Annotated in this window: 9 protein-coding genes and 5 pseudogenes; 4 read left to right on the top strand and 10 right to left on the bottom strand. The window is 40.9% G+C overall.

From position 1 onward, the window contains the following. Nucleotides 1-26: 26 nt before the first annotated feature. From R3X26_RS09185 to R3X26_RS09170, 4 genes and pseudogenes are all read right to left on the bottom strand, one after another. Nucleotides 27-3,089, bottom strand: a complete 3,063-nt coding sequence (locus R3X26_RS09185) for an efflux RND transporter permease subunit (protein WP_317717005.1) — start codon at nucleotides 3,087-3,089, stop codon at nucleotides 27-29. Further along, nucleotides 3,086-4,141 carry an efflux RND transporter periplasmic adaptor subunit gene (locus R3X26_RS09180; protein ID WP_317717004.1) on the bottom strand — a complete coding sequence of 352 codons (1,056 nt, stop codon included), beginning with the start codon at nucleotides 4,139-4,141 and terminating at the stop codon, nucleotides 3,086-3,088. Before R3X26_RS09180 ends, R3X26_RS09185 begins: the two co-directional genes overlap by 4 nt. 1 nt (nucleotide 4,142) lies before the next feature. Then, a complete protein-coding gene (locus R3X26_RS09175) occupies nucleotides 4,143-5,219 on the bottom strand; it encodes an efflux RND transporter periplasmic adaptor subunit (protein ID WP_317717003.1) in 1,077 nt (358 codons plus the stop codon). A 553-nt stretch (nucleotides 5,220-5,772) separates the two neighbouring features. Then, nucleotides 5,773-5,883, bottom strand: a pseudogene (locus tag R3X26_RS09170) (IS200/IS605 family transposase); the annotation flags it as partial. Here R3X26_RS09170 and R3X26_RS09165 point away from each other — a divergent pair. Both R3X26_RS09165 and R3X26_RS09160 read left to right on the top strand, forming a co-directional pair. Then, nucleotides 5,875-5,976, top strand: a pseudogene (locus tag R3X26_RS09165) (type II toxin-antitoxin system YoeB family toxin); the annotation flags it as partial. The pseudogenes R3X26_RS09170 and R3X26_RS09165 overlap by 9 nt on opposite strands. Before the next feature lie 81 nt (nucleotides 5,977-6,057). Next, a pseudogene (locus R3X26_RS09160) lies at nucleotides 6,058-6,843 on the top strand (IS3 family transposase); the annotation flags it as partial. A gap of 7 nt (nucleotides 6,844-6,850) precedes the next feature. Here the strand turns inward: R3X26_RS09160 and R3X26_RS09155 are convergent. The 4 genes and pseudogenes from R3X26_RS09155 to R3X26_RS09140 form a co-directional block, all read right to left on the bottom strand. Further along, nucleotides 6,851-7,147 (bottom strand): hypothetical protein, encoded by a 297-nt coding sequence (locus R3X26_RS09155; protein WP_317717002.1) that lies wholly within the window; start codon nucleotides 7,145-7,147, stop codon nucleotides 6,851-6,853. 574 nt (nucleotides 7,148-7,721) lie between these two features. Continuing rightward, nucleotides 7,722-8,399 (bottom strand): annotated as a pseudogene (locus tag R3X26_RS09150) (haloacid dehalogenase type II). Between the two features lie 233 nt (nucleotides 8,400-8,632). Next, nucleotides 8,633-9,550 carry a helix-turn-helix domain-containing protein gene (locus R3X26_RS09145; RefSeq protein WP_317717001.1) on the bottom strand — a complete coding sequence of 306 codons (918 nt, stop codon included), beginning with the start codon at nucleotides 9,548-9,550 and terminating at the stop codon, nucleotides 8,633-8,635. A 31-nt stretch (nucleotides 9,551-9,581) separates the two neighbouring features. After that, nucleotides 9,582-10,754, bottom strand: coding sequence for an alpha/beta hydrolase (locus tag R3X26_RS09140; protein WP_317717000.1), 1,173 nt, complete (start codon nucleotides 10,752-10,754; stop codon nucleotides 9,582-9,584). Between the two features lie 259 nt (nucleotides 10,755-11,013). Between R3X26_RS09140 and R3X26_RS09135 the strand changes: the two genes are divergently transcribed. Both R3X26_RS09135 and R3X26_RS09130 read left to right on the top strand, forming a co-directional pair. Beyond that, complete coding sequence (locus R3X26_RS09135) at nucleotides 11,014-11,718, top strand: fibrobacter succinogenes major paralogous domain-containing protein (protein ID WP_317716999.1); 705 nt, start codon at nucleotides 11,014-11,016, stop codon at nucleotides 11,716-11,718. 59 nt (nucleotides 11,719-11,777) lie between these two features. Then, nucleotides 11,778-12,722 (top strand): SDR family NAD(P)-dependent oxidoreductase, encoded by a 945-nt coding sequence (locus tag R3X26_RS09130; protein WP_317716998.1) that lies wholly within the window; start codon nucleotides 11,778-11,780, stop codon nucleotides 12,720-12,722. Nucleotides 12,723-12,980: 258 nt separating this feature from the next. Here R3X26_RS09130 and R3X26_RS09125 read toward each other — a convergent pair whose 3' ends face one another. Then, nucleotides 12,981-14,414: a DUF1566 domain-containing protein gene (locus R3X26_RS09125; protein ID WP_317716997.1), complete on the bottom strand. Its 1,434-nt coding sequence runs from the start codon at nucleotides 14,412-14,414 to the stop codon at nucleotides 12,981-12,983. A 723-nt stretch (nucleotides 14,415-15,137) separates the two neighbouring features. Beyond that, nucleotides 15,138-15,258, bottom strand: a pseudogene (locus R3X26_RS09120) (IS5/IS1182 family transposase); the annotation flags it as partial.

The following is a 15,258-nucleotide window of genomic DNA, read 5'->3' as shown; positions in this document are numbered from 1 at the left end:
ATTCCTTGAATTAATCCGGCAGTGGATCATCCTTCGGTAGAAGGTTTGATTCGGTAGAAGATAGCAAACAACACCGGTACAATTATAAGTGTAAGAACCGTAGCAAAGCCAAGCCCAGCCATAATTGTTATTGCCATCGACCCAAAAAAAGCATCGAATACAAGTGGGATCATACCAAGTATGGTCGTGACAGCAGCCATACTCACAGGACGTACCCTTGAGATTGCACTATCAAACACCGCTTGATATTTATCCTTACCTGATGCGAGCTCAATATTAATCTGATCAAGCAGAACAATACCGTTCTTCAATATCATACCGCTTAGGCTCAACAGACCTAAAAAAGCGGTAAAACTAAATGGCATATCGGTTGCCAACAAACCAACCGAAACACCAATAATAGACAATGGTACAGTGAACCAGATAATTAAAGGCTTACGAACGGAATTAAACAACAGCATTGTGATGATAAACATAAACAAGTAGCCCATTGGCAGCGACGCGAACAACATTGCTTGAGCATCTTTCGACGATTCATACTCACCCCCCCAAGATATACGATAACCTTCGGGTAACTCAATCGCGTCAATTTTAGGCTGCACACGACTGAATAGGCTAGCTGGTGTTTCATTACTTAAAATGTCGTGGTCGGCCAAAACGGTTAACGTGCGTTTTCTGTCACGACGCTGTATCAATGGTTCTTGCCAATCCAACGCAACACCATCAATAACTTGATCTACTGGAATATATGTCTGTAAAGATGGACTCCAAATTTTTACATTGGCTAATGACTCAAAATCAACACGCTCTTGCTCTGGAAGGCGTGCAATAATAGGCAACATGTGTGTACCATCACGCAACAAACCAATTGATGTACCACCAAAAGCCATTTGAAGCGTATTCGCCACATCAGCCTTAGAAATACCTAAACGACGAGCTTTTGATTCATTGAATTGAGGAATGAGCTCTTTAGTTCGCTCACGCCAATCATGACGAACATTACGAGCGCCCAGATCTTGAAGTAGAACATCTTCTACTTCAATCGCAATATCACGTAAAACTTGTGGATCTGGCCCCATAATTCGCGCTTCAATTTTCGATGCCGGGGACGGACCAAACTCTATCAATTTGAACTGGAATGTTGGTTTGTTAAACTGAACCGCAAGCGTACGATCAAGCTCTTCCAGCAAGGCAAACATTGTCTCACGACTTTCAGTTCGAACCTGAAGTTGTGAATAAGCCTCGTAACTCTTCTCGGGTTGGTAGGTTAAAGCAAAACGCTGAAGCCCTTGACCTGTTGTGGTAGAAACAAACTCGACGTTGTCCTTAGAGCGGATGTATTTCTCTACCTTCTTAGTCTCTTGTAAGGTCTCACGTATATCCGTTCCCTCCGGCATCCACATATCGATATAGAACATGGGTGTATTTGATGGTGGAAAGAACTGCTGTTTAACCATTCCAAAACCTGCCACAGCAACCACTAATAACCCCACCATGCTTGCTATAGTTAACCAGCGAAAACGCAGAGCAAATTTGAGACTTGCACCAAATACCGAAAATAGCATACCTTTATATGGATCAATTTCTTGCTGTCCTTCGGTTTTCGTTTCTTCTTTCAACAGCAGTTCTGAAAGGAAAGGCGTTAAAGTTAATGCGGTGACCCAACTTAAAAACAAGGAATAACACAGTACCCAGAACAACGAGCCCATAAATTCACCCGTTGCATCTTTCGATAAACCAATAGGTGCAAATGCAGTGATTGCAATAACGGTCGCGCCCAATAGAGGCCATTGTGTCTGCTTGGTAATATCTAAAGCTGCCTGCATTTTTGTTTTACCACGCTTCAAACCAACCAAGATCCCTTCAACGACAACAATAGCATTATCAACTAACATACCAAGTGCAATGATCAAGGCACCCAACGAGATTCGATGTAACTCGATACCGTTTCTCTGCATCAAAATAAACGTACCAAAAACGGTCAGCAATAAAACCGCACCAATGATAATGCCGCTACGTAAACCCATAGTAAATAGAAGCACAATGATAACAATCGCGACTGCTTGGCCTAAGCTGACAATAAAATCATTCACCGATTTTTCAACTTCCGCAGATTGATTATAGAAGTAGTTGATATTGATACCGGCTGGTTTGATACGCTCTAATGCCTCAAGTTCGGCGTCAAGTGCTTTACCAACTTCAACTACGTTCACACCAGAGCTAAATGAAATCGCTAAGTTAATGGCGGGCTCACCATTAAACATAAGCACATTAGATGGTTTTTCTTGAATACCACGGCTAATCGTCGCCACATCTTTAAGGCGAATAAGATTACCTGTATCACGGCCATGAATAATCAACTCTTCCAATTCTTGCTCAGAACTCATTGTTCCGTTAGGACGAATCATTAAGGATTGTCCATTAACCATCACCTCTCCTGACGACTGAACGCTGTTTTGCTGACTAAGCAAGCCGACAACGGTGTTCATGTCTAGATTCAGTGCGGCTAAACGCTCAAGCGAGACTTCAACAAACAGTTGCTCTTGCTGGTCTCCAGAAATGGCGACTTTACCGACGCCATCGATAAGCTCTAACTCACGACTCAAGTAATCTGCGTAACGTTTTAGTTCAACAAAATCAAAACCTTCTCCAGTGATCATAAGCATGATGCCGTATACATCACCAAAATCATCAATGATTTGAATAGAACTTACACCGCTAGGTAGGTTTGGTTGCAGATCATTGATCTTACGGCGCATTTCATCCCAAATTTGCGGCAATTCATCAGGCCCATAGATCATGTCCATACTCACCATAATTTGAGACATACCATCAGAAGAGGTTGAGGTGATCTTATCTAAATAAGGCAGCTTACGTATCTCTTTTTCTAATGGGTAAGTGACCTCCTCTTCTACCTCTTGTGACGTTGCACCTGGGTAGGTTGAGATAATCATTGCATCTTTGATGGTAAAAGCAGGATCCTCCAAGCGACCGAGATCCATAAAAGAAGTGAAACCACCAACAGCCAGTATAATTAAAAATAACCAACTAATGACTTTGTTTTTCATTGAGTATTCAGCAATATTCACAGCTCCGCTCCTTTAATATTCATGCCATCACGAAGCTTGCGTAAGTTCGAATTGATCAATACATCACCCTCTTTTATTCCACTGACAACTAATACGCCATTACCTGTTACTTGATCGATGTTCACTGGGTAGCGATTAGCGCTACCATTTTCGAGCTTCCATACATAGAAACCTTGGCGATGCTTACCCGCATCAATCGCAGTCATAGGCAATTGATACGCTTTTAATGAGTGGAGCCCTGCTTTAACAAGGTCAACCGATACCTTTGCACTTGTACCAGGTAATACTCTAGGTTCAATTTGAGCCATCTCTAACCAAAATTCATAAGTTTGGCTTTGTGGGTGAAGTTCACTCGTATGTTCCAAGTAAGTAAGAGGGTAGCTCCCTACGTGACCAGAAAACGTGGCCTGCGGTGAGTAATCAGCAGAGCCTGATTCTGGATTAAGCATCGCAAGTACCGAATCTGACAATTCGATCTTTACATATACTTGATCATCTTGATATATACTGAGTACTTCCTCTCCGGGTGTAACATTCTCATATTTTTTCTTATTTACCGATGAGATAACGCCATCGAATGGCGCTTTAAGCCGTGTATAACGCATACGGGCCTGTGCTGCCCCCAAAGTCGCTTGTGCAAGTTCAAAGTTAGCAGTCAATTCATCAAATTCTGCATTAGAAACCATTTTTCTATTACGTAAGTCTTTACCACGTTGCACTTGTTTCAATGCTAATTCATATTTCGCTTGCGCATCAGCTAAATTTTGTTTTACTTTAGTTTCATCCAACAAAGCTAATGTTTCACCTTTAGAGACAGAATCACCTTCCTTGACCAACACTGCTGAAAGTTCACCATCTAGACGAAATGAAAGCATTGTGAGTTCGGCGGGGATGACTTGTCCGTTAAACGTGCGAAATTGAGTGTCAGCAGCAGATTGAACCGTAAATGTATCAACCATCAAAGAGTTTTGTTGACGATATGTCGCTTCAGGGAGACACGCTGTAAGTGTGGCAGTCAAAAGTACCGCGATTGTTAAATGTTGAAACCGCATGTTAGATACCCCCCTCTTTCGTCCATGCTTTTACGTGTTGGCCCGGAACTAACTGCTCAACTCCGGCTTCTACAATAAGATCACCATAAGCAATGCCTGATATGATTCGCCCTTGCTCATTGAGCTCAACATCCACTAATGAAATGGTTTGTGTTGCAGCATCAAATCGAAATAACTGACCTTTATTCTGTTCTTTTGTTACCCATGCTGTAGTCATGATGGATACAGAATCACCGTTGACGGGATTGTGCAAGCGTACCTGACCCGTCATCCCCGGAAGTAAATTCACTAGAGTAGGACGCACAATGGTAAGACTTGCCGAATAACTATTGGTGTCAGTATTAGGAGAGGTTGAGATCTCCTTAAACTCAGCAGGAATACTCATCTCACGATGATTATCCATAACAACAGAAAACTCTGAATTCTCTATATGGTCGAGTCCATAACGTTCAGCGTAGCTGACAGGGATAGTAAGCTGCACATCTAAAATATGATTATTAATAACGTTCAACACCGGTTGGTTGGCACCAATAAATTGATTTTCTTTACTAAAAGTAAGGGATACTACCCCGTCAAACGGTGCCTTAATATGTGTGTAACGAAGATCGGCCTTCGCTTGTTCTAATGCTGCTTCAGTGGCTTTATACTGAGTTTCTGTTTGATCAAATGTATCCACACTAATCAACTTCTTGTTGTTGAGTTGCTTAGCACGTGTGTATGCCGTTTTCGCCAAATTATATTCAGCAAGTCTTGCCTCATAAGCCAGTTGGTAGTCTGTAGGATCTAGCGAAGCAATAACCTCCCCCTGCTTCACCATACTGCCCATTTTCACGCTAATGGTTTCAATCTCTCCTGCTACTTGGAATGAGAGCGTTGCTCTATCAGTGGCATCAATATTCGCAATGAAGGAGTCGTATTGACTAGAAGCGGAATTTGATATTTCGAATAGCTTCACGGGTTTAATAACCGTTTCTACTATCTCTGAATTGGCTTTATCGCAACCAGAGACAGTCAATACCATTGCGATAATTGCTAATGCCCTTGAAACTAATTTTATTCTGACGAGAGATACATTCATATTCTTCACATTTTACTATATTATCCATTCGTGCAGTATAATGAAAAAAAAATTGAACGCAATATTTATTTTCCACTTGTACAATAACTTTATATCAACTCTAATCTACTGAAAAATAATGAAAAATTCAGAATTATTGCCATCGTAAATCTACAGTGAAATGCACCAATTCTAGCCAAAGAGGAAAATATCGCCTTAAAAGCCGCGAAATTTAAACGACAATTGACCAACCAAACAAGCTGAAGAACTAAATATCGTAATAAACCCACTATAGAAAAAATTTTGACAAATATTGGAATCAAGCTTGGGTCGTATTTGAAAAAAGTAGTTGGTGTTTCTGATGGGGGTAAGGGGTCCGTCAAAGAGCAACGACCGAACCGTTACCGGACGATTTCGTTACAGGGGAATGGAAGTTTCGTTTGAGGAGTACTGTGGCTATACGTAACGACTTTAGGTTTCTACATAAACGTTACGTAGTAAAAAACTACTTGCAGTAGCAGGTAGCTTTGACACTGCCTCTAAAAGAGGGCTACTACTAGTTTTCTAACCCAAGTTACATCTGATGCTCTGCATCTTCCTTTACCACACGTTCTTGATGCCTGGCATACCTGCAGGTTATTCCCTCATTCGCTCCTACTCCTACCGAATCAACGAAATAACCTCGTTTTGGTCTCGTCGTATTGATGACACTAATAGGCTTGTTTACGCAGTCGATGATCAAGCGATAACGATAATTTCGTGTCGTTATCACTACTAAATCAGATTCAGCGATCTAGCATTTAATTGGGTGTTAGCTGGCCACATGAGTTCAGCTTTAAGTCAATTTGGAGCTTATCCGTTAGCCGACTTAGGCATTTACCTTGCATCTGAATCGACATTTTATAGGATTTTAAAAGAGAAAAATTTGTTAATTCATCGGAATGCCGATAAGCCACGTAGAAAAGTTGCTCGTCCGCAACCTTTGGTTGCCACAGGTCCTAATCAAGTGTACACCTGGGATATAACGTATCTTCCCACACGTATAAAAGGACTCTTTTTTTACCTTTACATGGTAATGGATATTTACAGTAGAAAAATCGTTGGGTGGCAAGTACATGACAATGAATCCAGTGCCCTAGCGGCCGATTTGATGACAGATATCTGCCAACGAGAGGGTATCGAGTATGGGCAAGTTGTCCTTCATTCAGATAACGGCAGTCCAATGAAAGGGGCGACTATGTTGGCGACACTACAGGAGTTAGGGATAATGCCTTCGTTAAGTCGTCCTTCTGTAAGCAACGATAACCCGTATTCAGAGTCGCTATTTAAAACTTTAAAATATCGACCAGAATACCCAGAAAGAGCGTTTGAAAATATCACCGCAGCGCGGTGCTGGGTAGAAGGATTTGTGAGTTGGTATAATACTGAACACAGACATAGCGGTATAAAGTTAGTGACGCCAGAAGAACGTCATACAGGCAAAGATATTGAGATTTTATCCGCCCGAGTTATCGTCTATAAAAAGGCACAAAAACGACATCCAGAACGCTGGAGTGGCGACATAAAGAATATGGAACCGGTGGGTTCAGTTTACTTAAATCCATCGAACGTAAAAGCTGAGGATAAAGGTTTTATAGCAGCTTAAAAATTAACTAACAGGCGACAAGTAGCTTGAAAATCACCGCTATGTAATCATCGTCATTGTTTCCTGTAAACTCTTTATTCTTGTACAGCTCCCCCAACTCACCAACTCCATCAACTTTTTCTTTTAGATAGACTTCTACCATCTGTGCTTTGCTAGCAACGTACTCTTTCGTTGAAGTAGTAATGATGTCCTTGATGGCAACTTCTTCTTCAACATAAGATATGTAGCTTGAGATAGAGACTGAAAAACCGACCAGTAAAACCACTGAAATAAGGAGTAATCTCTTCAGCCCTAGTTGTTTCATATAAAAAGTCCTTCATAATATTAAAATTTTGATTTTGGGGGGGTTACATTTTAATTAACGAGGTGAAGCATGACAAACAAGAGTTAATCGCGCTGACATTAAAAAAAGGAGCCCGATATAGGTTAAATTTCACAGTGTTTTGATGTTTGATTGTCATATGTAACATATTTCTGAAGAGGCTGAAACTTAATTAAAAAAACATGGTTTTATAGATTTGATCCAGATCAAGAAGGGTCAAGAAATAACTATATAGTGTGACAAATCACCGTGAAACAAGCTATATGGTAATACCTAAAATCTTTAGTAGTGAAAATTCGCAAAACAATGCCAATTTGTCTGTCAGAAACTCAGGAAATAATTTCAGATTAGGGGCTACGTCTTTGCAAGAAAATAGGAGAAACCTTCTCCATCGCATCTCGGCTTACTTTCAGGCTAGGATGGTCGAGAAGGTAGGGACGAAATTTATCAGCGAAAAATCTCGCTGAATTGGAATGGGGCATAAACGTGCCAGCGCCTTTACTAAATTAGGATTTTTCATTCTGCCTAATAGCTATTCTTTATAACCTAATGAAAATTATAAATTTTCCTTAATTATAATTTGCTTAGCAATATCAGCCATGCTGTTGCTTAATATATCAGGCATCAAATAATGCGCGTTGTATTGCCCACTAGAACGATCAATATGAGCAGCTTTCAGACCAGAACTAAGCGCACCATGAGTATCCCAGTCATGAGTAGCAACGAGTCGAGCTTGAATCGGTGAAATTTGAAGTTGCTGCAATGCGTATTGATATGCAACCTTAGCAGGCTTAAAGGTACTCGCCTCTTCGACAGAAATTGCAGCATCAAAATAATCATCTAAACCAGCAAAAGACAACTGAGATTTGAGAAGCTCAGATGAAGAATTTGATAACGCAACCACTTTACAACCAGCCTGCTTTAGCATTTTCAGTGCAGGCTTAATATCATCATGGGCAGGTAAATGTGCAAATGTACTTAAAATATCTTGGAAACCTTCATCTGTAATAGTTTTATCAAGGCGACCAGCTAACGTTTTCAATGCAGCTAAAGCAAGGCTTTTAAACTCACTGTTTGTTTCAGTAATCAAACAAACAGTAGATGAATGCAATAGAATTGAGAATCAAGTGCTCGTATGAATTTCGTTGCCAAAATATTGTAGGAACTTAGGTTTAAGCGGACTCAAATCAAGTACTGTTTCGTTAATATCAAATAAAATAGTTTGAGTAGTCATAATATTTTCCTATTAATTATTCACAAGGCGATGGTAATCGATTTTATTAACGCAATTAAATAAGCGAGACCAACTTGAACAGTCGTTCAATTATAGGTCATGATTTGTTTGTGTAAAGTGAATAGTAAATACAAACAATAAATCAGTGTTCCTTATTCTATTATGTAAAACCTGAGGTTGAGCTATCAAAAACAGCTCCTACCGCCCCTCAAACGCCCTTAGCTTAAACATCACTAGTGTGTTGACGTTGGATCATTTCGAAACTGCCGAGGGCTTACTCCTGTTTTTGATTTAAAAAGCTTTGAAAAGTGTTGTGGGTATTCAAAACCCAGGTCATAAGCTATCTCAGTAATGCTGTCATTCGTTTGTAAAATCTGACGCTTTGCTCGCTCTATTAAAAATAGATGAATATGCTCTAATGCATTTTTTCCTGTCTCTTTCTTCAGTAGATCACTTAAGTAATAAGGCGATAAACCAACCTCTTTACCACAGTATTGAACCGTAGGTATTCCTTCTTCAAAAGGCTTGTCGCTTTGGTAATATGAGTATAAGAACTGATTAAAACGTCTCATGTAATCGTGGTTTAAATCAGAGCGCACAATAAATTGACGATCATAAAATCGAGTACAATACTTCAACAACAACTCAATGCTTGAGCAGATTAACGATTGAGTATGTTTATCCATATTCATTTCTGTCTCATTTCCAACACTAGAAGCGATATCAGTGACCATCACACGCTCACGCTCTGAAAGGTGTAAACCCTCATTTGTCTGATATTCGAAGAAAGAATAATCAGACATCTTGTGACTAAGGTCGCTCTTTGCTATCAGTTGAGGGTGAAAAGCAATGGTCCACCCCAACGAATCTTCCAATGGCTCCGTTGCTTCAATCATCAATTCTTGACCGGGAGCGATAAAGGTCATCGTTCCTTCATCAAAATCATAGGTCGTGTGACCATATCCAACCTTACAATGAACAGAATCCTTCAAAGAAATAAGAAAGAGGTCAAAACAGATTTTGATATCTTCCTTAACTCCCTGTTTAACCTTAGATGGTTTGAAAAAACTCACTAGTGGATGAGTTGGGGCACCCAGCCCTAACGCAGTATGTAGGTCCGAAATAGAATTTATGTGCAGTGTGTTGGTCATTTTCTACTCTCAAATAATTTATCTAATTGGCCTATAGGGCGATAGCTTTCATCGTTTTTTCCAATTCGGCATAATATGGGTTCCAAGTAAGTCGAGCGTGAATGCGATCGACTTCAGTGTAACCCCATGCTGAAAACCAAATTTCCTCACCCTGATTGCATGCCTCGACAGCAGAAGAGCTCAGGCTGTTTTCACAGATTATTTTGTCTCCACCCTGTCCATAGTAGCTATTATCAGGTGCAAATAAAGGGCTCATGTGAGAAGCTGTGCTAATTCTAAGATCGTCTATTTTCATCGAGTAACGCTCTACTTTGCCAGGAAGTTTAAATTCTGTTTTCTCCCCGTACCACACCAACCTACTTTTGGGATGAGTAAAATGTTGCTCAAAGTATTTATTTAGAGCATGCGCATCAATCACGCTATCAGCCTCGGAAACAACTAACATAACAGGAATGTCCAGTTTTTGATCTGCGATTTTATTGCGAAAAACCTTAGCACTTTCTGAATAGGCTAATGCACTAACTAGAAGCCCAGAGTTATATTTGGCAAGGTTGTTCTCTTCTGTAAACCACCCTTCAGTAAAGATTGCTGCTAACGGCGTTAATTTTTCTAGTACTGGCGTCCTGGTTTGAAAACCTGGTGAAAATAACATTAAGCCATCCACACCCTGATTATCTAATGCATGAATAGAAACCAAGTTGCCGCCCGTCGAAAAGCCTCCTAGCCAAACTTCATCGTATTGCTGTTTTAGCTGCTGGGCATAGTGATCAATCATTATTTGCCAATCCTGATAGTTCACCATTTTCATATGTCTAGGGTTACTGCCGTGACCAGGCAAAAGTACCACCTGCACATAAAAGCCCTGCTCAGCAAGAGAGTCTGAGATATCACTGAAACTGAAAGGTGAGTCGCCAAGACCATGTGCGAGTAAGATCGCTTTTTCTGAGCTAAGATCTCCCTTACTGTAAGGTGCATTCATCGCTAACTCTATTTCATGCTGGTCATGTTCAGTAATAAAAGATCGATTCTCCCGTAACCATTCTGTTGTCGTTTCCACATATTGGTCAAAAGTAAGCTGTAAATAATTGTAGTACTGCTCTGATTCATACATTGGCACACGAGATATATCGTTGTTGGCACAGCCACTGATAATCATGATTAAGGTCGATAATAATAACGTCAATGAAGATTTTATGGCTTTCAATGCTAGGGATTCCTTTGCTGGTCTTGTTTACTACGCTTAAAGGAATTCTAAGTAAAACAGCCAAGAAAAACTTATTCATATCTCAAAAAATAATGAGCGTTGAAATAGAGAAAACCCCAATAAGCCATTGATTAAATTAAATTTACACGTCCATATTAACAATTATAGAAATGTATAAGTTTATCTGAAGCCGACCAATTAAACTTATCCCATCTTTACAGCCGCTTGAAGTATAAAGTTGATACTCAAGGAGTAATTAATGAAACAGTACATATTATCCATAGGAGTCTGCATGATTGTTGCAACAGCTTCATTAGCGAGCGACGTTAATAGAGAGTTATACCAACTTGAAGAGATGGTGCAAGATGTCGAAGGGAATATCTACCGTACCGTCACAATAGGCGAACAAACTTGGTTAGCTGAGGGGCTTAGAAGTACTGCATTTCAAGACGGCTCTGCTGTAAGGACAGGGGTAATCCCTGAAGATGAACCAGATAACTTATTGAAGTATGGCAGGCTATACGATTGGCATGATGTTTCTGATGAGCGAAAACTCTGCCCTGTGGGTTGGCGTATGGCAACCGATGATGATTGGAAACAGTTAGAGCGTAATATAGGTATGCCAGAAGAGGAAGTTGACCAAGATGGTTGGCGAGGTGGTGAGCAAAACCTTGGCGCTCAACTCAAAGAGTCCCAAAGCAATGGCTTGTTTAAGAAATTTGAACCATCAATCGTCAATAAACATCGCTTTTTTGCTCGCCCTGCTGGAGTGAAGTGGAATGGATTTTACATCACTCAAGGTGCTTACACTGAGTTTTGGACCGCAACCGCTTCGACTGATAAAAAGGCCATTATTCGAACTCTTGCTTATTCTTGGTGGAATGCTCATAAAGGTGAGATCCGACGAGCTACAAGCACTAAGGATTATATGTTTTCTGTTCGTTGCGTAAAAATTGAAGACTGATTTTTAGAGCGTTGTAACGATTAATTCATGGCCTTGCGCCACCTTTACACTTTTTAATAATGGTAAACACTATGAACTATTCATCAGTTTTAATTACAGGTGCAAACTCGGGACTTGGGTTTGAAGCAGCACGACAATTCGCTGAAAAAGACGGCATTTCGAGAATCGTATTGGCATGCCGTGATAAAAAACGTGCTGAAGAGGCGCGCCACCAATTAGAAGATTCAACAGGTCAGGACATTTTTGAGATTTTACTTGTTGATGTTGGCGACGTTGAATCATGCCGTCAAGCTGCCGACAACCTTGATACGCCAGTGGATGCGGTCATTTTAAACGCCGGAGGGGGCGGAGGAACAACGCCAACTCAACTGACTAAAGATGGGGTCATGTTTATCTTTGCGGTCAATGTGTTGGGACATGTCCAATTTACTAATCACCTGATTAAAAACAATAAACTCTCTACTGATGGCTCAATTATGTATGTCGCAAGCTTTGCGGCAAGGGGGGCATCAGAAGTGGGAGCAGGCCGCCCTCCTATTGAACAGGGTTCAATTGAAGAGTGGATCAGCGTAGTTAATGGTGAAAAGTTTGCTGAAAACAAAAACTATACGGATATTTATGGCTCGGTGAAGCTCATGGGCGCATTATGGACAATGAGCATGGCGCGACAGCATACAGATAAAAGATTTATCACGGTTGATCCTGGTATGGCGCGTGGCACTTCCGGTACAGCGTCACTACCTTGGCATCAAAGATGGGTCATGGAATCTGCAATGTGGGTAATGCAAAAGCTTGGAAAGGCGCACTCTGTAGATGTCGGTGCTAAGCGTTATGTTGATGTGCTACTAAACAGCGATGAATTTAAGACAGGTGCTTGGTGGGGAAGTAAGAAAGGGTTGACTGGTACATTGGCGAATCAGGTAAACCACTGGCCTGAAATTATAGGTAGCCAATCCGCCCAAAACAACGCTAACACTGTCATCAATCAATTTCTAACAGACTAGTAATGTTGTTCTCTTTGTTTTTCTCATAACACATACACCAAAGGTACAAAACCAAATAAATACATTTGAATAGCTACATTGAGTTTAACAAATGTCTAGAAAAAAGAGCCTAAACAACAATTGAGAGTATTGCAAAAACCTCTAGTGACGTGGCCAAATTAGTTCCCCTACTACGCTTGCTCTCAATTAAAAATATCTGATCAATTTCCCCACGTATTCCCAAAAAAAGAGGCAGACTGCTAAGAGCCTGCCTCAATCTTAGTCTGCATCGCGCACAAGCATAGCGTGATTGAACAGAACAGTATAATCAGCGGCATTCTCTGATGCGCTTAAATCAAAGATAGTCGTTGTATCATTTACGTCGAACTCGTAAGGGAATTCTTGACCATTAATACGAGCCCAAAGTTCACGGGCAAGTTTAGGTGTTTGGGTCGCGACGCCAGTCAAGTCTTTGTAATCGTTACGCATGGCACCTGGACCGTGAGTGTCGACGAAATCATCAACCGTTGCAGTAGCGGCTGCTAATGACGATGTGCTTTCAGATTTTTCACCGTCTGAATCAGCGCCAACAGGACCATCAGACATTAAATTAATTCCCCAGGCTTTACCAAATGCCAGATACAGCGCTGTATCCGGGAAATCACCGCAGGTTGTACTAGTCCACATATAGACATCTTTACGGCTTAGGTCGAAGGTATTAGCATCAGTTGCAGGCAACATAGTTTTACCGTATTGAACAATACTTTGTAGTTCTTTTGCATCAGGTAAACGCCAATCACTATACCCTAAGTAATTGGCTTTGTTCATTTTTTGAACCCAAGCTAACGTATCGACCCAGGTTCGACCGAAGCCAAAGTTTTTGTCATCTGGCAGTCGAACTGAAGCATCATCGTTGATGTAACCACTGTCTTGCTTAGACCACATAAATCCGGTTGCTCGGTCGGTGACGGTTCCGTCTGCGTTATCGACGTAGTCGTTAACGCCGTAAACGCCTTCCTCTCCGCGAACAGCACGTACACCTGCCGGAATGGAGTTGTTCATAGAAGTACCATCGCGATAATAGCCGTCACCGTACGCTTTTAGGTGACCATCGGCCCAGTTAAAGCCGTAATTCAGTTCTTGTTTTTCATATTCGTTCTGTGGCAGCATTTTTGTAACCGTACTCGTCCAGTAAGAACCAGTATAAGGTTTTTTTTCATCATAGAAAAAATCGAAATACTCAGTGTCGAGATAAGGGACAGCTTTTGTAATATCGGCTACGTTTAAGCTCCCTCCCAGATTGGCAATAGAGAAAGACTCTTTAATAGTTGGCAGGCGCCAATCGGTATAACCACCAATATTAAGACTTTCAACATAGGCTTTGGCTTCATCATATGACATTTTGCCTGAAGGGGGTGTTTGTTGCCACATAAGGCCAGTGTTATTATCTGTTACTGTACCGTCGCCATTATCGGTATAAGACGGTTGAAGGCCCTGATATTGCGCATCCTGACCATAGAGCGTATCACCTAGTTCAGGCGCATCAATTACGTTGCCATTAACGTCATAAAATTTCGTCTGCATGGCATCAGTAACAGCAAAACGTACCTTAGGAGTTTCAACAGTAGCCTCAGTAACAGTGCTCTGACAACCAGTCGTGATGGCAATAACTCCGATAGGTATTACCAATAAAGCTAAGTGATTTTTAATCATGTTTTCTCCTGTGAGGTGGATGTTAGGCATTTAATGTAGTGCGCAACATTATTCGCTTTAACATTTTTTTTAGGCTTTCGTAGATGTTAACGCGACGAATCCTAGCAGGAAATAGGGCTTCGACTTGTGATATTTACCACAGAGTTATCACCCCTGCCTGTATCCCAACACGTAGTCGTTAAGCATCCATGATTATTTGATGCGATTTTTGAACATCAGGTTCTAAATGGGAATACCCTAAAACTAACTACATAAGACAAATTGTTCTTGTTGAGTTAAAGAGCGGGGTGAAGTTTCCGTTGCTTCTGGCTAAATTGAACAAACAATTTTCATAAACTTTAGCAGGAAAACAAACAACACACGATAAAGCAACCCATTCAATGTGTGCAGTGCTCAAGACCAAAGAGCTGGTATCAAAGTAACCAACTTGGGTGGAAGAAGTCTTGGGTTGATAGCCACTCCAAATTCGCTTTTGTTCTATCCCGAGCTATGCTTTTCAGAAAAAGGGCATAAATGATGCAATCTGCATTTACTGGTTAGGGAGCCTGTTTTTAAAGGAAATTGGGAGTTTCCGAGCACCACGATTTAACTTGCTGCCATGTAGGAAAGTTAGGAAGGTTGATGACGAAATGTATCTGCTAAAAATATCACCAAAACACAAAGGGGCAACAGCTTGTCAGAATAGTAGCTAGGGCCTGTTGATCTTTGCTGTACATTTCGCGTTCAACAATACATCGGTAGCCACATCAACATGAATGCCAGCGATAACATGCTGGCATAGTTCCTTTCTAATTTGTCATATCTACTTGAAATAGCTCGATAATGCTTAATTCTCGCAAAGGTA

The sequence above is a fragment of the Vibrio sp. TH_r3 genome (assembly GCF_033101115.1).
Taxonomy (GTDB): Bacteria; Pseudomonadota; Gammaproteobacteria; order Enterobacterales; family Vibrionaceae; genus Vibrio.
This window is presented reverse-complemented; position numbering and strand designations above follow the sequence as displayed.

Bases quoted from the DNA above. Each gene is read 5' to 3' on its own strand.
- R3X26_RS09180 (WP_317717004.1), bottom strand. From the start codon at position 4,141: ATGCGGTTTCAACATTTAACAATCGCGGTACTTTTGACTGCCACACTT.
- R3X26_RS09175 (WP_317717003.1), bottom strand. From the start codon at position 5,219: ATGAATGTATCTCTCGTCAGAATAAAATTAGTTTCAAGGGCATTAGCA.
- R3X26_RS09155 (WP_317717002.1), bottom strand. From the start codon at position 7,147: ATGAAACAACTAGGGCTGAAGAGATTACTCCTTATTTCAGTGGTTTTA.
- R3X26_RS09145 (WP_317717001.1), bottom strand. From the start codon at position 9,550: ATGACCAACACACTGCACATAAATTCTATTTCGGACCTACATACTGCG.
- R3X26_RS09135 (WP_317716999.1), top strand. From the start codon at position 11,014: ATGAAACAGTACATATTATCCATAGGAGTCTGCATGATTGTTGCAACA.
- R3X26_RS09130 (WP_317716998.1), top strand. From the start codon at position 11,778: ATGGTAAACACTATGAACTATTCATCAGTTTTAATTACAGGTGCAAAC.
- R3X26_RS09125 (WP_317716997.1), bottom strand. From the start codon at position 14,414: ATGATTAAAAATCACTTAGCTTTATTGGTAATACCTATCGGAGTTATT.